Annotated in this window: 31 protein-coding genes, 3 pseudogenes and 1 riboswitch; of the genes and pseudogenes, 24 read left to right on the top strand and 10 right to left on the bottom strand. The window is 36.1% G+C overall.

Annotation, left to right across the window (positions count from 1 at the left end; all coding sequences use genetic code 11):
• The first annotated feature begins 821 nt into the window (after window positions 1-821).
• From MKZ11_RS17015 to MKZ11_RS17005, 3 genes are all read left to right on the top strand, one after another.
• A complete protein-coding gene (locus MKZ11_RS17015; RefSeq protein ID WP_179393299.1) occupies window positions 822-1,139 on the top strand; it encodes a PadR family transcriptional regulator in 318 nt (105 codons plus the stop codon).
• Complete coding sequence (locus tag MKZ11_RS17010; RefSeq protein WP_340795550.1) at window positions 1,126-1,695, top strand: DUF2812 domain-containing protein; 570 nt, start codon at window positions 1,126-1,128, stop codon at window positions 1,693-1,695. Before MKZ11_RS17015 ends, MKZ11_RS17010 begins: the two co-directional genes overlap by 14 nt.
• A gap of 1,207 nt (window positions 1,696-2,902) precedes the next feature.
• The gene (locus tag MKZ11_RS17005) at window positions 2,903-3,106 is read left to right on the top strand and encodes a hypothetical protein (protein ID WP_340795549.1); all 204 of its coding nucleotides are present in this window, start codon (window positions 2,903-2,905) and stop codon (window positions 3,104-3,106) included.
• A 372-nt stretch (window positions 3,107-3,478) separates the two neighbouring features.
• Here MKZ11_RS17005 and MKZ11_RS17000 read toward each other — a convergent pair whose 3' ends face one another.
• Window positions 3,479-3,802: a hypothetical protein gene (locus MKZ11_RS17000; RefSeq protein ID WP_340795548.1), complete on the bottom strand. Its 324-nt coding sequence runs from the start codon at window positions 3,800-3,802 to the stop codon at window positions 3,479-3,481.
• 184 nt (window positions 3,803-3,986) lie between these two features.
• On the opposite strand from MKZ11_RS17000, the pseudogene MKZ11_RS16995 reads away from it, so the two are divergent.
• The 5 genes and pseudogenes from MKZ11_RS16995 to MKZ11_RS16975 form a co-directional block, all read left to right on the top strand.
• Window positions 3,987-4,475 (top strand): annotated as a pseudogene (locus MKZ11_RS16995) (bclA protein); the annotation flags it as partial.
• A gap of 191 nt (window positions 4,476-4,666) precedes the next feature.
• The gene (locus tag MKZ11_RS16990) at window positions 4,667-4,888 is read left to right on the top strand and encodes a transcriptional regulator (protein WP_340795547.1); all 222 of its coding nucleotides are present in this window, start codon (window positions 4,667-4,669) and stop codon (window positions 4,886-4,888) included.
• Window positions 4,888-5,253, top strand: coding sequence for a hypothetical protein (locus MKZ11_RS16985; protein ID WP_340795546.1), 366 nt, complete (start codon window positions 4,888-4,890; stop codon window positions 5,251-5,253). The genes MKZ11_RS16990 and MKZ11_RS16985 overlap by 1 nt, the downstream gene beginning before the upstream one ends.
• A gap of 4 nt (window positions 5,254-5,257) precedes the next feature.
• Window positions 5,258-5,530 carry a YolD-like family protein gene (locus MKZ11_RS16980; protein WP_340795545.1) on the top strand — a complete coding sequence of 91 codons (273 nt, stop codon included), beginning with the start codon at window positions 5,258-5,260 and terminating at the stop codon, window positions 5,528-5,530.
• Complete coding sequence (locus tag MKZ11_RS16975) at window positions 5,527-5,871, top strand: YolD-like family protein (protein ID WP_340795544.1); 345 nt, start codon at window positions 5,527-5,529, stop codon at window positions 5,869-5,871. The genes MKZ11_RS16980 and MKZ11_RS16975 overlap by 4 nt, the downstream gene beginning before the upstream one ends.
• A 438-nt stretch (window positions 5,872-6,309) precedes the next feature.
• On the opposite strand, the gene MKZ11_RS16970 is transcribed toward MKZ11_RS16975, so the two are convergent.
• From MKZ11_RS16970 to ytzI, 3 genes are all read right to left on the bottom strand, one after another.
• Window positions 6,310-6,489: a hypothetical protein gene (locus tag MKZ11_RS16970; protein ID WP_340795543.1), complete on the bottom strand. Its 180-nt coding sequence runs from the start codon at window positions 6,487-6,489 to the stop codon at window positions 6,310-6,312.
• Window positions 6,490-6,802: 313 nt separating this feature from the next.
• Entirely contained in the window at window positions 6,803-7,438 is a 636-nt protein-coding gene (locus MKZ11_RS16965) for a cupin domain-containing protein (protein WP_340795542.1), read from the bottom strand.
• Window positions 7,439-7,681: 243 nt separating this feature from the next.
• Window positions 7,682-7,843 (bottom strand): YtzI protein, encoded by a 162-nt coding sequence (gene ytzI / locus MKZ11_RS16960; protein ID WP_340795541.1) that lies wholly within the window; start codon window positions 7,841-7,843, stop codon window positions 7,682-7,684.
• Window positions 7,844-8,084: 241 nt separating this feature from the next.
• Between ytzI and MKZ11_RS16955 the strand changes: the two genes are divergently transcribed.
• From MKZ11_RS16955 to MKZ11_RS16925, 7 genes are all read left to right on the top strand, one after another.
• A complete protein-coding gene (locus MKZ11_RS16955; protein ID WP_340795540.1) occupies window positions 8,085-8,333 on the top strand; it encodes a hypothetical protein in 249 nt (82 codons plus the stop codon).
• 253 nt (window positions 8,334-8,586) lie between these two features.
• Window positions 8,587-9,090 carry a hypothetical protein gene (locus MKZ11_RS16950; RefSeq protein ID WP_340797037.1) on the top strand — a complete coding sequence of 168 codons (504 nt, stop codon included), beginning with the start codon at window positions 8,587-8,589 and terminating at the stop codon, window positions 9,088-9,090.
• 49 nt (window positions 9,091-9,139) lie between these two features.
• A complete protein-coding gene (locus MKZ11_RS16945) occupies window positions 9,140-9,343 on the top strand; it encodes a CD1375 family protein (protein WP_340795539.1) in 204 nt (67 codons plus the stop codon).
• A gap of 314 nt (window positions 9,344-9,657) precedes the next feature.
• Entirely contained in the window at window positions 9,658-10,098 is a 441-nt protein-coding gene (locus MKZ11_RS16940) for an NUDIX domain-containing protein (RefSeq protein WP_340795538.1), read from the top strand.
• 376 nt (window positions 10,099-10,474) lie between these two features.
• The gene (locus tag MKZ11_RS16935; RefSeq protein ID WP_340795537.1) at window positions 10,475-10,663 is read left to right on the top strand and encodes a hypothetical protein; all 189 of its coding nucleotides are present in this window, start codon (window positions 10,475-10,477) and stop codon (window positions 10,661-10,663) included.
• A gap of 440 nt (window positions 10,664-11,103) precedes the next feature.
• The gene (locus MKZ11_RS16930; protein ID WP_340795536.1) at window positions 11,104-11,352 is read left to right on the top strand and encodes a hypothetical protein; all 249 of its coding nucleotides are present in this window, start codon (window positions 11,104-11,106) and stop codon (window positions 11,350-11,352) included.
• A gap of 384 nt (window positions 11,353-11,736) precedes the next feature.
• Complete coding sequence (locus MKZ11_RS16925) at window positions 11,737-12,171, top strand: GNAT family N-acetyltransferase (protein ID WP_340795535.1); 435 nt, start codon at window positions 11,737-11,739, stop codon at window positions 12,169-12,171.
• Window positions 12,172-12,310: 139 nt separating this feature from the next.
• Here the strand turns inward: MKZ11_RS16925 and MKZ11_RS16920 are convergent.
• Window positions 12,311-12,400: pseudogene (locus tag MKZ11_RS16920) on the bottom strand (IS3 family transposase); the annotation flags it as partial.
• Window positions 12,401-12,675: 275 nt separating this feature from the next.
• Between MKZ11_RS16920 and MKZ11_RS16915 the strand changes: the two are divergent.
• Window positions 12,676-13,440: a polysaccharide deacetylase family protein gene (locus MKZ11_RS16915; RefSeq protein WP_340795534.1), complete on the top strand. Its 765-nt coding sequence runs from the start codon at window positions 12,676-12,678 to the stop codon at window positions 13,438-13,440.
• Between the two features lie 121 nt (window positions 13,441-13,561).
• On the opposite strand, the gene MKZ11_RS16910 is transcribed toward MKZ11_RS16915, so the two are convergent.
• A complete protein-coding gene (locus MKZ11_RS16910; protein WP_340795533.1) occupies window positions 13,562-14,665 on the bottom strand; it encodes a nitric oxide synthase oxygenase in 1,104 nt (367 codons plus the stop codon).
• A gap of 431 nt (window positions 14,666-15,096) precedes the next feature.
• Between MKZ11_RS16910 and MKZ11_RS16905 the strand changes: the two genes are divergently transcribed.
• From MKZ11_RS16905 to MKZ11_RS16880, 7 genes and pseudogenes are all read left to right on the top strand, one after another.
• Entirely contained in the window at window positions 15,097-15,258 is a 162-nt protein-coding gene (locus MKZ11_RS16905) for a hypothetical protein (RefSeq protein ID WP_340795532.1), read from the top strand.
• Between the two features lie 112 nt (window positions 15,259-15,370).
• Entirely contained in the window at window positions 15,371-15,532 is a 162-nt protein-coding gene (locus MKZ11_RS16900; RefSeq protein ID WP_340795531.1) for a hypothetical protein, read from the top strand.
• A 13-nt stretch (window positions 15,533-15,545) separates the two neighbouring features.
• A pseudogene (locus MKZ11_RS25110) lies at window positions 15,546-15,620 on the top strand (hypothetical protein); the annotation flags it as partial.
• 87 nt (window positions 15,621-15,707) lie between these two features.
• Window positions 15,708-15,920: a hypothetical protein gene (locus tag MKZ11_RS16895; RefSeq protein WP_340795530.1), complete on the top strand. Its 213-nt coding sequence runs from the start codon at window positions 15,708-15,710 to the stop codon at window positions 15,918-15,920.
• Window positions 15,921-16,108: 188 nt separating this feature from the next.
• Window positions 16,109-16,882, top strand: a complete 774-nt coding sequence (locus tag MKZ11_RS16890; protein WP_340795529.1) for an SDR family oxidoreductase — start codon at window positions 16,109-16,111, stop codon at window positions 16,880-16,882.
• Window positions 16,883-17,229: 347 nt separating this feature from the next.
• The gene (locus MKZ11_RS16885) at window positions 17,230-17,457 is read left to right on the top strand and encodes a hypothetical protein (protein WP_340795528.1); all 228 of its coding nucleotides are present in this window, start codon (window positions 17,230-17,232) and stop codon (window positions 17,455-17,457) included.
• Window positions 17,458-17,836: 379 nt separating this feature from the next.
• A complete protein-coding gene (locus MKZ11_RS16880) occupies window positions 17,837-18,223 on the top strand; it encodes a hypothetical protein (protein ID WP_340795527.1) in 387 nt (128 codons plus the stop codon).
• Between the two features lie 235 nt (window positions 18,224-18,458).
• Here the strand turns inward: MKZ11_RS16880 and istB are convergent, their stop codons facing one another.
• The 4 genes from istB to MKZ11_RS16860 all read right to left on the bottom strand — a co-directional run bounded on the left by istB (window position 18,459) and on the right by MKZ11_RS16860 (window position 21,845).
• Window positions 18,459-19,217, bottom strand: a complete 759-nt coding sequence (gene istB, locus MKZ11_RS16875) for an IS21-like element helper ATPase IstB (RefSeq protein ID WP_340792503.1) — start codon at window positions 19,215-19,217, stop codon at window positions 18,459-18,461.
• Window positions 19,214-20,500, bottom strand: a complete 1,287-nt coding sequence (gene istA, locus MKZ11_RS16870; RefSeq protein ID WP_340792502.1) for an IS21 family transposase — start codon at window positions 20,498-20,500, stop codon at window positions 19,214-19,216. The genes istB and istA overlap by 4 nt, the downstream gene beginning before the upstream one ends.
• Before the next feature lie 689 nt (window positions 20,501-21,189).
• Window positions 21,190-21,504, bottom strand: coding sequence for a DMT family transporter (locus MKZ11_RS16865; RefSeq protein WP_340795526.1), 315 nt, complete (start codon window positions 21,502-21,504; stop codon window positions 21,190-21,192).
• Window positions 21,504-21,845, bottom strand: coding sequence for a DMT family transporter (locus tag MKZ11_RS16860; RefSeq protein ID WP_340795525.1), 342 nt, complete (start codon window positions 21,843-21,845; stop codon window positions 21,504-21,506). Before MKZ11_RS16860 ends, MKZ11_RS16865 begins: the two co-directional genes overlap by 1 nt.
• A 67-nt stretch (window positions 21,846-21,912) precedes the next feature.
• Window positions 21,913-22,011: riboswitch (guanidine-I (ykkC/yxkD leader) on the bottom strand.
• Between the two features lie 240 nt (window positions 22,012-22,251).
• Between MKZ11_RS16860 and MKZ11_RS16855 the strand changes: the two genes are divergently transcribed.
• On the top strand, window positions 22,252-22,794 hold the full coding sequence (locus tag MKZ11_RS16855) for a GNAT family N-acetyltransferase (protein WP_340795524.1): 543 nt from the start codon (window positions 22,252-22,254) through the stop codon (window positions 22,792-22,794).
• The last annotated feature ends 136 nt before the right edge of the window (window positions 22,795-22,930 follow it).

Here is a 22,930-nt window from a genome sequence, read left to right as displayed (position 1 = left end):
CCAACCAGAGGACAATGATCGATTACAGTATTGCGCTGTGTCATTTGTTGTCCTCTTTTTTTATTTTAAAAAAGGAATGAGGGAAATGAAATCGTTGAAAACAGAACTGGTTGAAATTGGTCTTTCTGATGCTCGTACAGTGGTAGTGGGCAAGGAGAGTACTTACGGCTAAGGGCGAGCCGAAAGAGCGGTTATCTGATAGGGAATGGACTGAATTGATGGGTACTAATCGGCATACGTACAAGCGGAAAAATGGGGCAATTCATAGATAATAAACAGGGGCGGGCTTATGACGGAGAAGCAGATTGAGTAGTTGTTAAAGGATTATCAATGGAAGATTAATAGCGTGAAGATCATGCTCGAGGGATTGAATGATATTGGTGGTAACTTTACGGCTTAGTACGGATTAGAGGCAGCTGTACCGAAAGGAGCTGGGGGTCATAGTGATCCTATTTATCAAGAGCGCTCAAGAAGGGAAAAGCGGTGGAAAAAGATTTGTGATTATGAGAAAAAGATTAGTATGAATATAGACGAATAAAGTACAGAACATTGTTCTTATTTAACTAACGGGGCAGGTTAGTTGAAGAGTGTTGTTTAACTGAAGTTCAACAATCGGGCCATTGAATTGAATACGATTACACAGAAAGTCGATTTCCCAACGTAAAGGAGATCGACTTTTTTAGATTAAATTTTTGCCTAATTATAAAAGTCTTACTTTAAGTTCCTTATGGATTTAAAAAATGCTGTTGACTATTCAGTTGAACTGTATTACATTGTTATAAAGTTCAACTATATAGTTGGACAGAATAGAGGGTGAGAGTATGAAACATAAATTATTGCCGTTGTCTGAAACCATGCATTATATTTTATTAGCCCTACGTGAACCGCTCCATGGCTATGCCGTAATGCAGAAGATAGAAAAAATAAGTAATGGCACTGTTATTTTAGCTGCTGGTACATTATACGGTGCAATTGAAAACTTGAATAAACATGGTTGGATTGAACCTGTTGGGAATTCGGGTCGGAGAAAAATTTATATGATAACTACAGAAGGAAGCGCCATTTTGAAAATGGAACAAGAAAGGCTATCGCATATTTTATCATTGTACGAAGGGAGTGAATCAAATGAAGAAGTTTAACGTATTTTTTAATATTGAAAAAGAAGAGAAATGGCTGAACGAGCAATTACAAAAAGGCTATCGATGTACAAATATTAGTGGATTAGGAATATACACTTTCAAAAAAACTGACAAAAGATATATTATGCGACTTGATTATCAAGATTATTTACCAAAGAAAAACTTCAAGGAATATAAAGGGATTTATGAAGATTTTGGTTGGGTTTATATAAAAGGGTACTGGCTGGGTGGAATACGGTATTGGCAAAAAGAAAAGGATGATCAAAATGAAATCTTTTCGGATCGCCAATCAAAGGGTAATTATTATAAAAGATTAATGGGTTATTCATTTGCGTTGGGTATGCTGTGTTTGGCTTATTCTTATATGCTCTACAAGGATCATTCGGGATTATATTTTGAAGGTCTTTGGAGTATGAAAGGTGCATTATTTTGGAAAGCATTCTTATTTGAAACTCCATTTGTCCTTTTGAAGTTGCTTCCCGCCTTATTGGTTGTTATCTTTGGTAGCAGTTTCTATAAAGCTTATCGAAAGTATTCAATGTTAAAAGAAAAATAATATGTTAGGTAGTTTAGAATGTAGGGTTAGCTGTGGATGAGTAAGAATGAACTATATAAAAATCCATCTTGTGTTACAGGCACATGCAAGGCTAACAGGCTTATATGAAGCACCTAAGTTTGTGCCATAATAGATGTAATTCAACGTTGTAAGCTGATAACGTGGAGGGATAGCCACTAGACTAATGAAAGATTCATTCAACCATGCAAGAAGGTTCTTCAACGATTAATAAGGTTCTTGTAAGACTAATAGAGGTTCACCTTCCACGGAAGGCACCGACTTATTGAAACGAAAGAATTGGGACACTGAGGATATTACAATTTCAGAAGTGTTGATGATTGAATCAGGTTGGATTAGTTGGAACGCCGTATGCGGTGAAAGTCGCACGTACGGTGTGAAGTAGGGGAAAAGCTGACGATAACATCAAAGGCTTACCAATCACCTGTGTGAATGGTAAATTAATCGGGAAAGCGAATCATCCACAGTTGTATGGAGGTCGCTTTTCACTTTGCAGGATTTTTAGAATACATGTCGAAGTATACAACATAATGCAAAAAAAGAGGGGATGAGGGTTGAAAATGGTAAATATTTTAACTCCCGTATTCGGAGCACTCCTTCTAGTCGCAATTTGTTATCTTATCTACAAGGGTAATAAAAAATAAAGTGAATAATATTCAGATTCTAATTTTATTTTGAAATCAAAAAGGCGGCCACATTCCATTACTGAACTGAGCCCCGAATAGTGGACACTTTAAAAAAAGTGACCCATTCGGGGTTTTTTCTGTTTGAAAACCCGTTATACTAGACAAAAATGACTTGGAACGGGAGGTTTTTTTAATGAGTAGAGTACTTTTCAATGAACATCAAATGAGACAACTAGATTCAAACTAGGAAGTTATATAAACCTTTAGGTAACCATTTAAAAAACACTCTATAAATAAGTGCAACAGCAAACATCTTAACTATAAAAACAATTAACGGAGCTTGGAATAATAAAAGATATTGTCATACGCAGGATGTCGTAAATATCACATATGTCGGATAGGTAGGAGAAATGACGAGCATTCAATCACATTGATATACTTAAAGGCAGGTCGGGGAGTTGAGTGGTTTGCGGTTTTAACTTTGCCGATGTACCCGTTGCATGTAAGTGGTCACTTTGAGTTTACCTCCAATTCTGATAACATTGGTTGCGGGAGGTGAGAAAATGTCTGAATTTCAAATAACGCTACATTTTAATGATAATGAAAGTTTCATAATGAACTTACCTGCAAGTAGTCTAGAAGATGCGTCGGTTAAAGTTACTCAAATGATACAAGATAAGCATATTCATCAAGACATAAAGAAAGATTCCTATATAAAAGGGTATAATCTTGGTATGGTGCAATGTTTTCATGTATCGAACAGATAAAAGTTATGAGTTTATTTAGCATCCTGCGGGGTGCCTTTTCAATTATTAAAGGATAATCACCTTATTTGGCGAGTGATGTCAGTGAGGTAAATAAATGAAGGTTATGAATAAAATTGTTTACGAATCGGTACCTTATATTATATTAATTTCCCTAGTAAGGATGAAGTCTCTCAAGATTTAATCCAAGGGATCACTCTTGCTGGTATGTTCTTTGCCGACATATGGGGCGTTTAGCGTGGGAAAGTGCAGTAAGCCCACCTTCTAATCTCGATGATACTGCGATGCTAAATAAAGCCGGAGCAATCGCTTGAAAGCTCGGAATTACATAGAGTGGAGATTGGCCGAATAATATTGACCGTTCGAATTTCGAGATTAAGGCAACTTGGAAAGCGCCTGCAGGTAATATTGCGCATGACGCACCACCAGAGAAATTGTGATCAATTCAGGTATCGAAGCAGGTGCAATTAATGCGTCATGTCGCATCAAGTGGAAAAACAGAGAAATGGCAACAGGCGACATCGTAAGTCTAGCTGTTTTGCTTGCTACAAAAAAATAATGAAATAGCAGATGCAACCCATCCACAGATTTGTGAATAGGCCGTTTTTTGTTTGTCAACATCAGAGGTATTTCTATGAATAAGGACGAAACAAGAACAATGCTCTGTTCTAATTCAACTAATACAACAGGTTTGTTCAATAAAAAACTGAGTAGGTTTTAATCCAATTTCATATTTCTTAAAAGCATATACTATAAGGAATGATGAGGTGAAATTGTGTCAGAAAAATGCAGAATTACTAGGATAAAACCTAACGGATGTTGTCCGTTAGTTAAGTACACAGCCCTTAATAGTTGTTGTCTTCCAGCCACCCCTTCCTCGGGCCTTTGTGACTGTTGTGTTTCTCCACTCCAGTCCGTCTTACGACAACTTGTTGGTCAAACTGTAATTCTTAGTACTGTTGCAGATGCGCCAAATGTACCGCCTCTCTTTTTTCTATTCACAATTATTGAAGTGAACGATTTTTTAGTTACAGTTACAGATGGAACGACAACCTTTATGGTAAATATTTCTGATGTAACGGGTGTAGGATTTTTACTGCCAGGACCTACTATCAACTTGTCGACGCCTGTCAATTATGGATGCGAATGCGATTGTCGTGAACGACCAATTAGACAATTGTTAGATACACTTATCGGTTCTACAGTAAATCTTTTAGCAATTAACGGTTCTATAGCAGCAGATTTTAACGTGGAACAAACAGGTCTTGGCATAGTTTTAGGAACTTTATTAATAGATCCTGGTAATCCTGATTCAATCGTTAGATTTGCAATTTCAACTTGCAAAATTACGGCTGTAGGACAGTCCAATTGAATTAGGGATGATGTTAAAAAAATATTTAGTGAGAAAGTCGTTTTAATTCCCTTATTAAACTAACGGGTGTTTTATTCTAACAACAGAAGGTCGTCTATTGACGACCTTTTTATTTGGTCAAAATTAACAGCTTATTTCCAGTTGCAATACGAACATTCATTCTCTATACTAAAAGGGAGGAGGGAACGAATGTGCGTAATCAATTATTAAAGTCAGTTGAATACAATGAGTCACTGGATATGATGTACCTAGCTGCAGATGGTCAAATCAGCAAGCGAAGAATCAATATACTACAAGTCGGTGAGGTATCATTCCGTGCCTATTGTTTTCTACGTAAATCCAAACGTACTTTTAGAATCGATAACGTGCTCGCACTTGTTCCCGTTGTACATAAAGAAAGCATGGTGATCTAATGGCGTTAATACCATCCGAGGCATTACCGTATTTCGAGAACATGATTTACTTACCGATGATAATTCAGATTCTAGAGAGAGACCGGGAAGTCATTGAAACAAGTTCGTTCAAGCTGAAAAGGCCTTATATCAATATTGTTGAGAGTGCGTTAAAGACTGCCCGAACTGAATTAAAAGAAACAAATACTTATGCACGAAGCAATAATTTGAAGCTAAATAAAAGGACAAAAGATGACACTTTCACAGAGTTCGCATTTATCCATGGTGGTTATGAGGACCACAGACGCTACCTGAACGTTCGACTGCGTAATCGGACGGAAGAGTTAATTAGCGTTTACTTCGCAATGGTAGAAATCAAAGAGTGAAAGGATGATGAAAATGACAGCAATTCCAAAACCACCAAAATCAAAGGTGGTAGCAGGACCGAAACTGACGGAAACTGATTTTCTAGAAATAGGCGAGAGAATTGGCGAATCAAAAGAATTTGGCGTCGAAGTAGAAATCACGATATATGCTCATAAGCGCTACGAGTCAGTTACAGGCGTCGTTAAAGAAGTTGAAGGTCAACAAGGTAAATTGACGATGCAAATAGGTTACGACAACGTAAAGGTCAATATGAATAATATTGTAAGTGTGAAATGAAAATGTTAGAAAACAATCATGATCGAGGGAATAAAAAGTGGACTGCATTGATGCTCTCGGAGCATATCAGAGAGCTACGGCTATGGATGGATGAAGATAATTACGAAGAACGTCCCGAGCTTGATGACTTTACCCTACAATCTATCCAGGAAGAAATCGAAACGGCATATAAACGTAAATACCAAATTCTTATCCAGACATGGAAGGACGGCAAATTCGTGACGCGTGGCGGTGCAATAGAATTAATCGATCCCCAATCCAAATCTATTGTGCTTAATAACCCATTCGGCCCTGAAAGGATTATGGTTTCGGAAATCATCAAGGCGCAATTTTGTGAATGAAAACAGGGAAAGGCGACCATTCCATTATTACGGAGTAGTCGCCTTTTTAATCCGATATTCTGTGACTGTACCGGACTATATTTATTCATAGTTAAAAGAACCTTTAATTCATCATTAAATCAAATCCATTTGGTTCTTTTGACGAAGCTGAATACTCCTTGAATACAGAAACAAAGAACAAATTTTTAGATGCGCTAAGAGGGAAATTATTAGATTTGAAAGTACAACTAAGCTAATTTAATTACGCAGTTCAAACACAAAAGACCACTGATTAAAATAACCAGCAGTCTTTATCACAGTCATCTTTTGATATAGCAACAGAATTGGCGAATGATCCGATCAATAAAAATTCGAGGATATCGCAATTTAGTTAGGAGAGGTGACAAAAACTCGTAACTAATAATACTTGGAAAATAGATAGATGTAGCTAACTACCTGTTAATCGACTAATTGTAACTTTTCAGAAATAGTCCAATGCATGGAAGGAATTATGTTTTGATTCAGTTGTTGCAAAAATAAATCTGCTGCGTAGAAATCAGCAAAGGTTTTGTCTGTCTCACAATTGGAGTCTTTTAAGGTCTCAATCGTTCCATTATTGTTACGTATGATTATGAACATGGGTCAACTCCAATTTATGACATCAACAATTAAATTGTTGTAATGGAATTGTCTCATCAAAAAAGAATTAAGTATATATTATCAGGAAAATGTTACCAACTTGTAAACGGGTTGTAATATAACATCCTTTTATTTACCAGCGGATGAAACCGAAGAATTAGCCGCCTTTACTATAGAAACAAAGAACAAAGTTTTTAAAATTGTTAATAAGGAAATTTTAGGCTTGAAGATGCAACTAAGGGAAATTTAAATACGCAGTTTGATCAAAAAGACCACTGATTACAATAAATCATCAGTCTTTATCAGAGACGATTTAATAGTGGGAGGAAGGTAAGTTGTGGTGAGTGTAGGGATATAGTTGGTCAGTGCATTGATCTATATAATTTGGTTCTTGATATGGAGTGTTTAAATTTTCGCTGTTGCAGTCCTCAGGAGGCCCAATAAATGTTGAAGGTTTAACGGGAGCAATTGCTTTTTTCCACTGAGTCTCATCCATACAATAGGTGTGTGCCATGATATTTGAAGGAGTTAATTTTAAGAGGTCTGATCCTAAAATTACTTCTGGAGTTGGTGCATCAAAAATCCCTAAAAAGTGAGTGTTATCAACTGTAGCCACAATATAATGCCACCACCCTTGCGGCACATTCGCAACCCGTCCAGGTGTTATTGGATAATTTTGAATTTCTTTTGTGAAAGGGTTCAGTAATGAAACAGTGCAAGCTCCGGAAATACAATAAACTAGCTCTGCAGCATGTTGATGGTAATGCGGTTCGACGACATTGCCTTCGCTTAGAAAAATATCAAGTAAAGAGACATTTTCTAATGTGTTTAATTGGTCGATACTTAGCACATTTATAAAGTTGTGATTATCTTTTTTGAACGCCTTACTGTCATTTACATTAAAAGTGAACTGCGTTGTTGGTAAAGTGTAATCGATATTCGGAATCAAAAGCACATCCTTTCTTAAATGATGTCAAATGCGCATTGGCAGCACATGTTTACAGGATATGCATTGATTTGATTCGACGTGAAGATTCGTATCTTTTTCAACAAAAGAATTTTGCGAGGGAGTTATAACCTTGGTGCAGCAACTTACTATATTTGATGCGATGCATAAATGATAGAAAGGATGTTCACTGTTATGTGTTCGTCCTTTCCATATGTATATATTCATTTTCATAGAAACAATTCATTATTCTATATCGATTTTCTCTCTATTCATTTTTTCTATATGATCATCAATCGGATCAATCGTATGTTTATATCGATAACTTTTATGTACGACGATATAAATGAAAATGAGTTCTAAAATCAAGATAACAATACAAATCCATATCCATGTTGTAGTTGTCATTGAATAGTCTCCTTTCTGACATTATCTACTGTAAGTTTACTACAAAATCTGCTTAATTAGAGGGTAGTCAGTTACGGAGCGGTGACAGGTTGGAAACAACCCTATAAAGCATACTACAATGTTAGGGTAAATGATGTTGCAACACTATATTCCTTTGGAATAAGAAGTGTTTTTCGTGAAGAAAGAGCAGGTTGGGATTTTGGGGATTTAGTCATCTTTTAAAAAAATAAAAAGCTCATTGGTGAAAAATAATAAAATTACCCCATTCTTGAAACTCCCAACGCACGAAAGGTTCGTAATAGGTGACGCCAAAGTACATTTTGAAAATAAAGATATGGAGTCTGTTGATAGAGAAATAAATGAATTAGCAAACTTTTTGATAAGCGCAAACGAAAGGGAAATTAAGTTTGAAAAGCAAAGCAAGATACCTGTTTTTCTTGCTGTTGTCTCGATTATACTTAATGTTGCTTGCGCATTCTGGAAGTTTTAAGGTATGACACAAGACTTGGTATTATAAATTCAATCAACAATTACATTGTGAAAGGAACGTTCAGTGCGGGCGTTCTTTTTCTTTACTATAAAATAAGTAGTGATTGAATAACTGACGGAGACATGACATTCTTTTGAAGAAAATGCTATGATTATTAAATCAGTGTGTAGAGATATTGGCTTTCTCATTAACCAAAAATATATGTCTCATGATACGTCTGCCATCTGAAATATTATTCGCGGAGATGACAAACATGCACGGAGAAAAAAGACTGCCTAGAAACAGAAGAGAAGGTATATTATTTTTATTAATCATTTCAACCATTTCAGTAAACACAATTGCCCCTATTATTACGGGATTGGAACGTGGTTTCAGTAAAGAAGTTTATCTAGATACACTGAAGATTATTCCGTTTATGTGGATAATCGTAATTTTATCAGTACGATTGATTGCAGGACCAATTGTTGGTAAGCTGTTACCAAAATTCGTGGGACAAACAGATGGGTTTAATGCCAGGATTCTATTGAATACTTTATTGAATGTTACGGTGTTATCTCTTTTGTTATCGATTATCGGAACTTGGATGGGGACGAAACAAATCAGCCTAGAACCCTTTAAAAACTTTTTGCATATCTGGCCTAGGAACTTCGGAATTGCATTTTGGATCGAACTGTTGGTTGCACAGCCAATAGCAAGATTTGCAATGAAAAGATTACATGCAAGGCAGGGTCGCAAAGCCGAAAGTGTAAATGCGTAATGTGCAGCTGAAAAAAACCGCATAGTAGCGAAATTAAATAATTATTAATGTGAGAACGTCCATCCGGGCGTTCTTTTTCTCTACCCATAAACAAAATAAAAGAGTTGCGAACCGACGAATGATGGCGTTTCCATCCATGCTACCTGTATACGGGTTACTTATTAAAACAGGTGCGCGGGAGATTGGTAGTTTTCCAAAGCAGTACCAGATTCCGATTGCGGAGTATTTGGCAAAGCCGGTTGAAGGTAAGTGACAAGGTGATTCTTGGGGATTTACACTTCAGAAGTGTATCGTGAGATGTTGGTTGATGTTGAATAGCACCTTGAAATATCTCTTGAGTTTAAATTGTACAATAGGTATCATGATTTATAGCCCATCAAATTAATGAATTGGAGAACTGTAACAAGGGTTCCGATTATAAAAGTCTGAAGCCGAGAATCATATCTTTTATAATTTACAAAAGGCACATATTGACATAATAGGTTCGAGAGGGGAAAGTTCAGCGTATATGATGCGTTGAAAAATTTCTCGATCAGCCTTATTTTATTAATTAAGGGGATAATAGAAATGAAGGAAATTAACGATCTTAAAGCAGGAGTCGCTATTATTATTTTAGATGAAGACAATCGTGTTTTATTGCAGAAGAGAGCTGATGTAGGGCTATGGGGGATTCCATCAGGACATGTAGAGATTGGGGAGACAGTATCCGAAGCAGCTATTAGAGAAATGAAAGAAGAAACGAATTTAGATATACGTATTACTAAGCTAATCGGTGTTTACTCTGATCCAGATTCACAGGTGTTTTCATATCCTAAAGGAAAAGTAGTTCATTTTATAACAACTTGTTTTTTAGCTGAAATTATAAGCGGAGAACTTCGATGCAATTCTTCAGAATCACTCGATATTCAATATTTTGACCAACAAGCTTTGCCACCTGATTTGTTGAAAATGCATCCTTGCTGGCTGAAAGATGCTCTTGCGGAGAGCGATTTGGCGTTTATACGTTAAGGTTAAGTAATTTGGCTGACTGCACTGATATTGATATCAGTGAAGCATTGGAAAAATTCTTAACCAAAACCGAAGAGAAATTAGGGGATTAAGCCGCGTGTTGAACTAACATGCGCATTAGTTTAACAACAGAAGATCGTCTATTGACGGTCTTATCATTAGCGGTAATACGAACACATAAAAAGTGACGACCCTTAATTTAGAGTGTTGGTAGGTCATTTTTTTGTTTGTCGAATCAAAGGGGCATTTGTATTAATAAGGACGAATAAAGAACAAAGCCCTGTTCTTCAACTAACCGGTAGGTGACTTCAATAGTAAATTAAACGGAACTTTTAGCAGTACGCTACGTATATAACTAAAAGGGGAGGGGAATGTATTGCATTGGATGATGTGGGTTTTTTGGGGTTCCATCGTAACATTGCTTGTAGGAAGCTATGTTGTAGATTTTTTGACTGGGCGGAAATATGATTTTAAAGAACAGGAAAAGTCATTGAATCAGAATTCAGCAAGTGCCGATTCGCTACGAGAAATAGCGCGGCATGATCAACAAAATGGACCTTTTTAAATTAAGGAAACCTCTTTTGCACTTCAACTAACGATGCTTTACTGGAACAGTAGTAATACATTTCTTATTGAGCCACCTCAGTAGGTTAGTTGAACAAAGGCATTAATGAAAATGGAGTATTATAGAAATCAAAACACGTTATTATATTTTGGGGGATCGGTAATAAGTGCGATTTTAGGATTAGTTGCTTATGTGAAAGACTGGTTATAATTTTGGGTGTTATTCACAAGATTGTCTAATGATGGTCTTATATTTGGCTAATCCGAGAACGCTGTTGCATCAACGTTGTCCAGTTATCCCTTAGAAGGATAAATAAGTCCAAGGCAAAAGCGCCTCGTCCACAGATTGATTGTCGATAGGTTGCTTTTTTTATTATGGAATAGGAATATTAAATGATAATTATTGTAGGATAATAGATAAGTAGAAGAAAGGAGGAGAACATGAAGGAATTATCATTTTTTGATTGGAAAGTACGTTTACAAGATAATTTAATAGCGGTCACTGACACTTTAACGAAACAAATGGTTATTATGGAAGGTGCCCTAGAACTAAATGCGATGATTTGGATTGATGACTGCAACGAAATGCAAATTAAACCCACTTGGGATTGTGTTATTTCAATCAATGCAAAAGATATGATTTTAACCATTCGGCACTCAGATAATGTTTTTAGTAATAAAGACAAATAATTCCAAGGTGATATACCCTTAAACGGAGGGCACTGAAAAGTACGATTTCCTCCAATCCCGTTGATTTCCGTTCCGAACGGACGCTTTCCGCGGGCACGGCTTCAGCCATTCCTTCATGCTCCCACGCTAACGCTTTTCCAGCGGGCTCTTCCTGTCTTTGCCTTCTGTACCCACTGGAGTAGCCGCTCTCCACTACAATCAACTAGTTCTTACTATAAGTAGTACAGTTATTAGTGTGATTGCGTAGAGGAATTGGGTGAAAGGAAAACTACATTATCAAAAAGTGTAAAATCATTAAGAATAGCTGGTTCTTCTACGATAAATAGAGCATATGAAAAATATGATAGACTCGATTTATAAAAAAATGAAATGAGGTTCCTATTTATGGACACATTAACAATTAAAGAACTTCAATCACGCGATGAAATTATCGAAGCATTTCCCGTTATGAAGCAGCTACGAACTCATCTGGATGAAAGTACTTATCTTGAATTAGTATTTGCTGCGCAAGAGAATGATAGATATAAAATGTTAGCTTTACTAGACGGTAATAAAATTGTTGCAGTTACTGGTTTTAAGCCGATGATAACACTTTCTAGTGGCAGATTTGTTTGGATTTGTGATTTGGTTACAGATACTAATATACGTTCAAAAGGATACGGTGAAAAACTACTTACATATGTTCATGAATGGGCAAAAGAAAATAATTATGAAAGTGTTTCCTTATCTTCAGCATTACAGCGTACAGATGCACACCGTTTCTATGAAGATAAAATGAAGTATACCAAAGCTAGTTATGTGTTTAAAACAACTTTATAATTAATATGATAGTCCACTAACGGAAGTGTTAGTGGAGCAAGGGAAGATCGTCTATTGACGGTCTTTGCGAATAAGTAAAAGTGACTTGTACACAGATTAAATCGTGAAGTGACCCTGAAAAGTTAGACACGTTATTTCGTTAGGCAACTTGTAAGGTCTGCACTCGGTATTGCACCGGGCTCAGGCCTTTTAGTTTTGCCTTGATTCGTTTGAGATTATAGTAATCAATTCTCAGTAACAAATGTGCTAGGTTGTGTTGCACATCTTTAGTTCCGGAATTCTAAAGCTCCATTAATATTTTTTTCCTGGTTCCGGGGGTCTTCAGTAAAATAAATTAGTGACAGGAAGAATGCCGTACACAATGTGAAATACAGTAAATCAAATAAGGAGCGAGCGTTTTTTGTTTTAAAATAAATTGGATATTAAAAATGAGTATAAATATTTGCATTAGACAAATATTAAGTTAGGTATGTTTACAAAAAATAAGACTTGAGGAGGAAAGAATTGAAGCGAACAGGGTTAATTGCTCTTATAGTCATTGTCTTGAGTATTTCAATTTTATATGTTAATTTCCAGGCTTCAGCTACTGATAAAGGAAGACAATATTACGAAGAGAGAAATCTTATTATTTGGGATGTTCAAACTGAAGAAAAAGTTATTGCTCTGACATTTGACGACGGGCCACACCCAATTTATACAGCGCAGATTTTAGATATATTGGCCAGATTTGATGCTAAAGCTACCTTTTTTGTTTTAGGAGAACATGCGGAAAAATATCCAACTATTGTGCTAAGAGAAAATGACGAAGGTCATGAAATTGCGAATCATACATTTACTCATTCGTACAAATACACAGCCAAAGAATTGGAACGAGAACTACTAAAGACTAATGACGTCATTTACGGAATTACCGGTACTTATCCGGTTCTTTTTCGTCCGGTAGGTGGAAGTTATGATGAGAGCGTGGTAAATATCGCGGTTGAAAATGATTACAAAGTGGTATTATGGTCTTGGCACCAGGATACTGAAGATTGGAAAAGACCTGGGGTCAAAAGAATTGTGAACAGAGTACTGACCGGTACAAAACCTGGTGATGTAATCTTATTTCATGACGCAGGTGGAAATCGAGCTCAAACCGTAAAAGCTCTTGAAGAAATTCTACCCGAACTTCAAAAACAGGGATACCAATTTGTAACCGTTTCAGAACTCATTAAGAGAAAAAATGCAGAAACCACCATGCCAAAAGTAAAAGCGAACCGTCCACATTGATTGTGTTGTGCACCCCAAAAGTTAGAATCAAAATCTAACTTTTGGGGTGTTTATTATGGATAAAAATAGTAAGGAATTTAAGTTGATGGTTGTGAGAGAGTATCTATTTGGAACTGTCCGTTTAGTTTTCTTGAGGATCCGATTGGTAAAAGTAGTTAGGGGTTAAAATGTCATTGTTATATGGTTTATGGTAAATGTCAGTGGTAGCAGGTGATATTGGAGGAATAAGCCATGCCCAATTTCCTGTGATAGGTCGACCATTTTTCATTTCATTTTCTTCGAAATTTTTGAATTGTTTAGCTGCTGTATGATGGTCAACAAGCGTTATATGAGCTTGTTGAAAAGAATGTAATACCGCGATATTTAATTCAATTAAAGCCTTGTCAATCCACAGTGAGCGGTTAGATTTAGTATCTAATTCCATTATTTCCGCAACTTTTGGTAATAAATTATAGCGGTCTTGGTCGGCTAAGTTTCTTGCTCCAATTTCAGTGCCCATATACCAACCATTAAACGGAGCCATAGGGTAATCAATTCCGCCTATCGCTAAACGCATGTTTGAAATAATTGGAACAGCATACCATTTTACTCCTAACTTGCTGAAACCATCAATTTGCGGGTGAGTTATCGGCACTTCTTTAATTATTTCATTGGGAACTTCAAATAATTTAGGTTTTTTTCCTATTTCCTGAATGACTAATGGGAGAATGTCGAAGGAGGTATTCTCCCCTCTCCATCCCATTCTTTCGCACATTTTTGTCAATTTGATAGATGTTGAATCACCAATTACTTTATCGCCCTCTTTGTATCCGGCATAACGTAGTAATTGATGGTTCCAAATTCTAATAGGATCTTTTCCATTTTTTCGAGGTGCAAAGATTGTAATTGTAGATCGGATTTTCCCATCATTTGTAGCAAAATCAATATGCTTAACTAATTTTTCGTATGCATCTTCTGCTGTAAGTACATCTCGTGCATCAAAAATATTTAACGTATTCCAAAGTAATCGCCCTATACAACGATTACTATTACGCCAAGCCATTTTTGCTCCATGTGTTAATTCAAAAGTCTTATGAGAATATGTTCCAGTAGTATTTATTTCATTTTTTATTTCTTCAATTCGTTTCAATTGTATTTCTTTAGACATTCCCAGTTCGTCGTAACAATTTTTTATAAATTGCGTTGCTTCCATTAGCAATTTAGTAGTTTTAATAGATTGAACCATTAGTATCAACTCCATATATTAAGCTTATCATCGATACATGACTGAATCAATTTCATTATAGCTATTTATATAAGAAAATCATTAAACGTAGATGTATTTGGCAGAAGACGCATTATGATGAATCGACAGATGTATGCAAGGAATAAGGGGGGACACAGCGATCGAGTGAAAAGAACGATTTGAGACAAATGAACAGCCTGATTTAGAGAATAACTTTTTCGGTGGGTGGTTGGAAACAGGACGGCAATCAGAGCCCTTCAGATGAGATGAGAAGAGGGCTATTAATCAACGTCCGTATTTTGTGAGTATGGACACCCTCTATCAATCGCGATACATAGGAATACCAAATCTGTTAATTTAACCAAAAAATAGAGGTGTTTAACGAAAAATGACGAATATAACAAATACAAGGAGGAAGGAGGTGTGAATATATGAAAATGAAAAAAACGATGCTAACTTTCTTCACGGGTACACTTCTACTCCTAAGCTTATCGTTTGCTGGTAATGCAGGCGCTGTAAGAGTTGATTTTGATGGTGGGTATGCTCCTCAGCCGAAATGTGACAGTAAAGGAAATTGTACTGCGCGTCCTTGATACGTCATCTTTATACAAGTAATCAAGCACCTGGTTAAAGGGGTGCTTTTTCTATGCCTTAAAATAATGGAGGCGTACGGGGGTGTGAGGTGACTAACTGGGAAGAGATTCAGTGAGAGTGGGTGCACCAAAAATAGCGCTTGCTACATTGGCGGGAAAATATAACGTTAAACTTGGTACGTTAAAGAGCAGAAAAAATCGTGAAGCTCAAGTAAGAGGGCCATCCAAGAAAGATGAAACTAGGATGCAACCGAAAGAAGTCTTTGTAAAGTGAGATGATTTAACCGATAAGCCGGCTCTTTTTTTGTATTTACTACATCAAGAGCATTAATTGGGCGACGCCAGCAATCAAGACTGGGTACAGCATGAACAGCGCTCACGTAGGAGGCAGTAGGCTGATAAGAATTCCTAGCAGTCAAGCGGACTTCGTAGAGTTTGGGCGTATTGAGATGGAACATGCTTCCGGATCACTTCAAGTTTTAACTCGAATCGGAAAACTTAAACTTGCACTTGCGAAAGTATTTAGCAACGAAAATCCAGAGAAATACAAAGACGAAGAATTCAATGAAGCATCAGACACAACACCGTTGGAGGTGTGGAGCGATGTCAAAAAACAACCGAAAGCGACGACTAACTATTATATGAACATAAAAAGTAAGTAAAATAACATTTAATTAACATTATTAAACGACGATTCTCCCTGACGAGGTACTTTTTTATTTGTCGAAGTAAAGAGGGATTCGTATGAATAAGCACGAATAAAGAGCAATGCTCTGTTTTTCTTCAACTAACGAGTAGGTTAGCGAAGTATCAAAACTTAAATTCGCTTTAGTAATGGAGGAATACTTTAATGAACCATTTAAAAGGGGAAATCGCTATTATTACGGGTGTAAGCCGTTTGAAAGGGATTGGAGCGGCTATTTGTAAGGAGTTAGCTGAAGCGGGTTATCATATATTTTTTACCTATTGGAAAGAATATGATTTGAAAATGTCTTGGAGCATTGATTTAGATGAGCCAATAAAATTAAAAGAAGAATTAATTAGACAAGGTGTTAAGGTAGCATGTATGGAGTTGGATTTAACTCAATATGATGCACCTGAACAACTTTTAAGTAGAGTTTCTGAACAACTTGGTTACCCTGATATCTTGATAAATAACGCAGCATACTCAACTAACAACAATTTTTCTAATTTAACTGCCGAAGAATTGGATAAACATTACATGGTAAATGTTCGTGCAACGACACTATTAAGTAGTAAATTTGCTCGAAATTTTGATAAAAAATCTGATGGAAGGATAGTCAATATTACTTCAGGTCAATTTCAAGGACCGATGTCTGGTGAGTTAGCATATGCAACAACAAAGGGAGCAGTCGATGCTTTAACAATCACATTGTCCGCTGAACTTGCCCCTTTAGGAATTACGGTCAATGCAATAAATCCAGGTCCAACTGATACAGGATGGATGACTGAAGAAATCAAAAATGAACTAACACCGATGTTTCCTTTCGGCAGAATAGGTGAACCGAAAGATGTAGCAAAAACGATTAAATTTCTAGTGAGTGATGAAGCAGATTGGATTACAGGCCAGATTATTCATTCAGAAGGTGGATTTAAAAGGTAAATTTAACTAAGAAGATTCTGTTTCTAGAAGCTAATTGTTGTATTTAATTTTAATGTACATAAGATACACTACAGAATTCCACGTATAACTTGGCTGTGATCGTTAGAGGGCGTCTAGTATGCATTCCATTTGAGCAACTGCCCTTTTGGGAGTGATATAAAATTTAGTTTATTCTCTATATTCGTTTTAAGTTAACTTTCTTCTGTTTTTTAGTAGGTATTATTTCTTTTTTTACAAAACTTAGTATTTAGGAGTAAGACTAAAAGATGAAATGAAAAAACATATAGTATTATTACGCTGTGGAATTGGAGATAGGAAGACTATCTTTGAAAAGGGGATGAAAGTTCTTGAAGCTTTTAAAAGATACAATGATGTATACAATTACTTTTTACGCAATAGCATTAGGAATTAAACTTATCTTTGATTTCAAAAGTGTTGCAAGTGTTTTTGAAAAAGGGATTTGGACTGGAGTAGGAATATCTTTGAGCGCTTTGGTTTTATTGTTCCTAGTTGTCTTAATAATGAAGCTTATCAGCAAATCCATTTTCAAATTTAAGACCTCAAAAAATAATTAAGGGGATATGTTGGAGGAGAGAAAATTGACTATTGACGTTTGTTTTATTTGGCCAATCTGAGAACCTTGTCATATGCAATGCTCTGCAATCATTGATGAGGAAATTTACAATACTAAAACACAAAGCGACCCATCCACAAATTGTGGTAGGTCATTTTTTTGTTGAATTAAAGAGGTACCTAGACCAATAGAAATAGGAAGTGAACTCTCTTTAATCGCACCGTGGAATTAATGATATTGTAATTATCTTCTTAAAAAAGGATAAAGTAGTTATTTAGAATTAAGAGCAGACTATTCTTGCTTAACTAACGAGGCGGTAATGTGCAACTTTTTTCTATTTTTAGAAGTCTTAACAGTAAAGATGAAAAAAGGAGGACTGAATGGGGTATTCAGAGATTGTAGTACTGTTTTTAGTTTATAGTGGATTCATCGCATTTTTTTTAGTTCCATTTCAAAGTGATTGGTGCTTAATAAACCAGCAACAAGGTCAAATCAATTTCATAACAGCTTTTAAAGATAGTTTGATTAAAATGGTTTTTCATAAGAAAGCAATACTTGCTTTTATTTTACTAAGTTGTACGTTATTCAGTATTTGGACAGGATACGAAGGAGCAGAATATCATATTAATGCTCACAGTGGTTATCCTCCAATAAGTACAGATTTAAAAGCTATCTACTCTATGGGTGGCGTGCTTCTATATACTGTTGTTCTTTTTTTACTTATAGCATTTATGAGAGCCCAGAAAATAGTGAAGAACGCAAGTTAATGACATAAGAAATTAAAGCTATTGTTTAATGAATGCTTTAGTAGTTGAACAATAGGCGATCGACTATTAAGTAATAGGGGCCATTGGATGAAGTTATTCGGGGTAATCATTGAGCTAAGAATCAACATGCTGTAAGTCTGTCGGGTATTTCCCTCTGTGAGATAAGTCGTCACTTGATGATGTACAAATGTCAACCAATCTATGTACAAAAACGCTCACTTAATGATGTACAAAATCACTCACCTTCTGGAGCTAGATGATCTTTCAAACGATAAGAATTTCCAACGATGGTAACCACCGTTGCGTGATGTAAAATACGATCTAATATCGCATTTGCTAACTTGGTTTCCTGAAATACCTCGTCCCAGGATTTGAAGTTAACATTAGTAGTAAAGATTGTGCTACGTTTTTCATAACGCATATCTATCAGCTGGAAGAATAGTTTTGCATCCTCCGCATCAATCGGTAAATAGCCTATCTCATCGATTATGAGTAACTTATACTTTGTGTAGTGTTTCAAGCGGCTTTCTAAACGGTTTTCTAAGCGGGCCCGCTTCAGGTTCTGAATCAAGTCATGACATTTAATAAAGTAAGTGCTAGTACGTTTTTTAGCGGCTGCGATGCCAATCGCTGAAGCCAAAAATGTTTTTCCGACTCCACTAGGTCCCAGAAATACGATGTTTTCGTTCCCTTCAATAAAACGTAGCGTAAGAAAATCTTGAATTTGCTGTGGATTTAGCGAGGGTTGGAATTCAAAATCAAAATCCTTTACCTCTTTTAAATTTGGAAATGCACCCACTTTTACCATCGCGTGAACCATGTTTTTTTCACGTAAATCGATTTCATAGTTTGTCAGTTTAATTAATGTATCGATAAATGACAGCTGATTGTGGATACCGAAGTCGATGACTTCGTCTAAATACGTTACCATTTGTTTCAGTTTCAAATACTCCAAGTTCTTCAGAAGCTGTTGATAATTTGTTTGCTGCATCATGCGTCATACACCTCTCCAATGGCTTTTAGATTGTTTTTAGCTAAAGCCTCAATGTCTGGATAATGGGGAGCTGATATTTGCAGCGTTTCTTTATAATCTGAAGGACGAATATTTAATTTCCGATTCGATATAGGGTGGCGCGCAATGCACTCCATGTTATAATAAATCCATAATTGATCATCTAGTACTTGTATCCCTACCTTTTGGCCGATGTACTTAGTGGGCACTGAATACTGGTTGGCTTTGTAGGAGATCATACTTGATGTATTCACCTGTACAAGCTGATGCTTGATACGGTAAGAGTTCCTTATTTTTTCTGCTGGTAGCGGAAGAAGGGAACTCTTTTCTTTTTCTAACGCAAATGCTGGGATTTTCCCTGAACCTTGATGAAAGGATTGATTGACTCGATTCATCAACTTTTCAATGAATTGATAGAGTTCGTTCAAGGTCAGCTGACCTTGATAGGCATGAATTTCATCTATAAATTTCATTTGAGTTTCTACTTTCCCTTTCGTACGGGGACGACCTGCAATACACGGCCTAACCTTGAAATCAAAGTCCTTCGCAAAAGCAGCGAACCGGCTATTTACTTTCCCTGGATTATCTTCTCTTCGTGGCACATCCATAATCGTTTTTGGATTATCAGTTACGATTTCCTTCGGAACACCTCCTATTTTTTCAAATGCCTCCGTCAAAAAGGAGAATAAAACATCTTGTGTTTTTCGTAATGTAAGAGTGAATACGCGGAAACGTGAATACCCTAACACAAGCGCTCCTACATTTACCTCTATTTTTTCTCCATCACTTGTTTCGAATGGAATACTTTCTTTCCAATCGAATTGTGCTTGTTGGCCAGGCGGTGTTTCAAATCTTGTCGTCCCTTTAGGTGAAGGCACGCGCACCTGCTCTGTGAAATAGGCAGCGAACTCTGGCTTTTTTGAAATATAACGACGAAAAGTAGATTGAGCACATTTTAACCCATGATTGTCCGTTAGGTATTGCCAAAGTACGCGTCGGTAATAAAAGACTTGCTTCGAGTCCTCAGATAAAAGTGCTGCAATTATTTCGTAGTATTCATCTAAAATCGCTATTTTCTCTTTTGTTTCTTTTGGTGTAAATCCACTTAGGTATTTATCAACCGTCCGCCGATCTATACCCATTTCCCTTGCCAATTGGCTTTTGTTAATTTTCATTTTTAGATTCTCCATTAACTGTTTGAATTTTGTTAAGTCTGAAAGACTATTGATTTCAAAATCCGTTTGAACATCTAGCGTTATGTACATACCAATCACCTCATGATTAGTATGCTAGAAAATGAGGCAAAAGTGTACATTTTTAAGTTAGCGCATTTGTACATAAATATCGTAGCATTTATAATGATGCACTTGCACTTAAATTTATGGTTGATCAGCGTCAGTAATAAAATCATAGCAAAAGCGGCTATCCACAAATTGTGGTAGGCCGCTTTTTAACCTTAGCAAGATACAGTTATCTTTATCGGTGCCATAAAAAACTTTTTTATACCAGACGGTTTGTCCAATCAATACGAGGACTAGTCCATATACTATATTTATAGCCGGCCAGCTTAGAAAACAGGAAGGAGTGTGGGATATATGTGTTCAGAAAATCAAAGTCAAAATAAACAAGTGAAGTTTATTTGTGAATGTCGGGAAGTTAGATATGATGATCATCAACATAATCATCATGACTGTAATCGCGAAAAAGAGTCAAAATGTCGCTGTAAAAAATGTTGTTACAGACAATCTAATAGTTGTCGATAAATATAATTAAATGTAAGAGATTAAAGTAATGGGAGTATCGACGTCGGCAAATCTTTTACTATTTAAATGCGATTTGCCTACAGAATTGTAGGCAGGTCGCATTTTTTGTTTCATCAACGAATAGTCATCTCTGGTGGACATACATAGTTCACTTATATTTACCAAAGTTAACAGGGGACAGGACCAAATGTTTACGAAACTAGTTTTAAACCTATTGCTGCACCTAAAATTATTGTAATAAAAATAATTCTTCTCCAGTCTCTTGATTCACCATAATAAATCATTCCCAATACAGCACCACCAGCTGCACCAATGCCAGTCCAAACTGCATAGGCTGTTCCCATTGGTAAGGTTGTCATTGCATAAGCAAGTAACAGAAAGCTTGATCCAAATGCAAAAATTAATAAAACTAAGGATTTCCAATTAGAATCCTGATGCAATTTATTTATCATCGCAACACCAACCATTTCAAAAATTCCTGCCAAGATTAAAGAAATCCACACCATTAAGATTCATTCCCTTCTTGAATTTTATCATTGGTAACTAATTTCAAACCAATTACGCCTGTTAATAAAAGCACTAGTAAAATCATTTTGCTTAGTTTGAATGATTCTCCAAAGAAGATGATTTCGGAAAAGACAGTTCCCGCCGTACCAATTCCAACAAAGACCGCGTATACAGTCCCAACAGGAAGTTTTCGACCTGCCATTATCAATAAATAGAAGCTGATTATAATAGAAATAACAGTTCCTGCCCAAGTCCAACTATCGTTTGCATGTTTTAAACCAATAACCCAAAAAATTTCAAAAAAAGCGGCAATAAATACTTTAATCCAATCTCTGTTCATTTGAATAACCTCCTATTTTTTCTTTATCTAAAAACAAAAAAAGCCTAAGAGTAAACTGTTAAAGAGTTTCTCCCAGGCTTTTATCCTTCCGTGACACAGCAAAGCTGTGAGCTTTCTCTCGGTCACGGACCAACACGTTCGTTGCGGAACCCTAGAAAACTTTATACTTATACAATTACCTTGAATTATACATCCCTCTGAAAATAATTCAAGTGTTAAGGGGTTGCAAAATAAATGGGTGGCATAATTAGAAAGGATATCTTCAAAATAAAGAGGAATTCGAATTAATGAAACCGAATATGTAGAGTAAGAAACAAGGTTCTAATCAATAGCACTGTAGAGATGGCGATGATACACTAGTTTATCAAAAAAGGACTAACTGCAAATTATAAAAGGAGGGATTTTGATGACTATTAAGTTAAAAAGCAAAAGAATTTTACTTAGAGAAATGGAAGAAAAAGATTGGATAGATGTACATACATATGCTTCTCAACCTACGGTTTGCCAATATCAACCGTGGGGGCCAAATACCGATAAAGAGTCACAGGATTTTGTAAAACAAGTTATTTTAGACGCAAGACAGAATCCGAGAAGTCGATTTGTCTTTTCAATAATTCAACAAGAAAGATTGATCGGTGCGGGTGAAATAAGTATTCGAGACTTTACCCATAGAGAAGGAGAAATAGGCTATATTATTAATCCTGCATACTGGGGAATGGGATACGCAACTGAAGCATCGAAACTTTTGATTGAATTTGGATTTGAAGTATTACATTTACATCGTATTTTCGCAACTTGTGACCCAAGAAATGTAGCGTCGTCAAACGTATTAGAGAAAAATGGAATGACTAAGGAAGGTAGAATAAGAGAAGACTTATTACTAAAGGATGGTTGGCGAGATTCTTTTTTATACAGCATTTTAGAACATGAATGGATTACGCCTAAGTAAGAATCTAGTTTTATAACCCAGTCAATCGATGGACAACAAGAGCCATATTGGATGTAGATTTACCATTCATTCATTATTAGGAAAAACGAGAAAAGAAACTTACTGAAAAACTTTTAATTTACGCACTTAATTTCAA

It is taken from the genome of Sporosarcina sp. FSL K6-1508 (assembly GCF_038007465.1).
Classification (GTDB): domain Bacteria; phylum Bacillota; class Bacilli; order Bacillales_A; family Planococcaceae; genus Sporosarcina; species Sporosarcina psychrophila_B.
Note: the sequence above shows the minus strand (reverse complement) of the source record. Positions and strands in the feature narration are given on the sequence as shown.

Bases quoted from the DNA above. Each gene is read 5' to 3' on its own strand.
- MKZ11_RS16910 (WP_340795533.1), bottom strand. From the start codon at position 14,665: ATGGTTCAATCTATTAAAACTACTAAATTGCTAATGGAAGCAACGCAA.
- MKZ11_RS16890 (WP_340795529.1), top strand. From the start codon at position 16,109: ATGAACCATTTAAAAGGGGAAATCGCTATTATTACGGGTGTAAGCCGT.
- MKZ11_RS17015 (WP_179393299.1), top strand. From the start codon at position 822: ATGAAACATAAATTATTGCCGTTGTCTGAAACCATGCATTATATTTTA.
- MKZ11_RS16855 (WP_340795524.1), top strand. From the start codon at position 22,252: ATGACTATTAAGTTAAAAAGCAAAAGAATTTTACTTAGAGAAATGGAA.
- MKZ11_RS16880 (WP_340795527.1), top strand. From the start codon at position 17,837: ATGGGGTATTCAGAGATTGTAGTACTGTTTTTAGTTTATAGTGGATTC.
- MKZ11_RS16905 (WP_340795532.1), top strand. From the start codon at position 15,097: ATGAAAATGAAAAAAACGATGCTAACTTTCTTCACGGGTACACTTCTA.
- MKZ11_RS17010 (WP_340795550.1), top strand. From the start codon at position 1,126: ATGAAGAAGTTTAACGTATTTTTTAATATTGAAAAAGAAGAGAAATGG.
- MKZ11_RS16975 (WP_340795544.1), top strand. From the start codon at position 5,527: ATGAAAATGTTAGAAAACAATCATGATCGAGGGAATAAAAAGTGGACT.
- MKZ11_RS16860 (WP_340795525.1), bottom strand. From the start codon at position 21,845: ATGAACAGAGATTGGATTAAAGTATTTATTGCCGCTTTTTTTGAAATT.
- MKZ11_RS16925 (WP_340795535.1), top strand. From the start codon at position 11,737: ATGGACACATTAACAATTAAAGAACTTCAATCACGCGATGAAATTATC.
- MKZ11_RS16940 (WP_340795538.1), top strand. From the start codon at position 9,658: ATGAAGGAAATTAACGATCTTAAAGCAGGAGTCGCTATTATTATTTTA.
- MKZ11_RS16970 (WP_340795543.1), bottom strand. From the start codon at position 6,489: ATGTTCATAATCATACGTAACAATAATGGAACGATTGAGACCTTAAAA.
- MKZ11_RS16950 (WP_340797037.1), top strand. From the start codon at position 8,587: ATGCACGGAGAAAAAAGACTGCCTAGAAACAGAAGAGAAGGTATATTA.
- istA (WP_340792502.1), bottom strand. From the start codon at position 20,500: ATGTACATAACGCTAGATGTTCAAACGGATTTTGAAATCAATAGTCTT.
- MKZ11_RS16865 (WP_340795526.1), bottom strand. From the start codon at position 21,504: ATGGTGTGGATTTCTTTAATCTTGGCAGGAATTTTTGAAATGGTTGGT.
- istB (WP_340792503.1), bottom strand. From the start codon at position 19,217: ATGATGCAGCAAACAAATTATCAACAGCTTCTGAAGAACTTGGAGTAT.
- MKZ11_RS16895 (WP_340795530.1), top strand. From the start codon at position 15,708: ATGGAACATGCTTCCGGATCACTTCAAGTTTTAACTCGAATCGGAAAA.
- MKZ11_RS16930 (WP_340795536.1), top strand. From the start codon at position 11,104: ATGAAGGAATTATCATTTTTTGATTGGAAAGTACGTTTACAAGATAAT.
- MKZ11_RS16985 (WP_340795546.1), top strand. From the start codon at position 4,888: ATGGCGTTAATACCATCCGAGGCATTACCGTATTTCGAGAACATGATT.
- MKZ11_RS17005 (WP_340795549.1), top strand. From the start codon at position 2,903: ATGTCTGAATTTCAAATAACGCTACATTTTAATGATAATGAAAGTTTC.
- ytzI (WP_340795541.1), bottom strand. From the start codon at position 7,843: ATGACAACTACAACATGGATATGGATTTGTATTGTTATCTTGATTTTA.
- MKZ11_RS16980 (WP_340795545.1), top strand. From the start codon at position 5,258: ATGATGAAAATGACAGCAATTCCAAAACCACCAAAATCAAAGGTGGTA.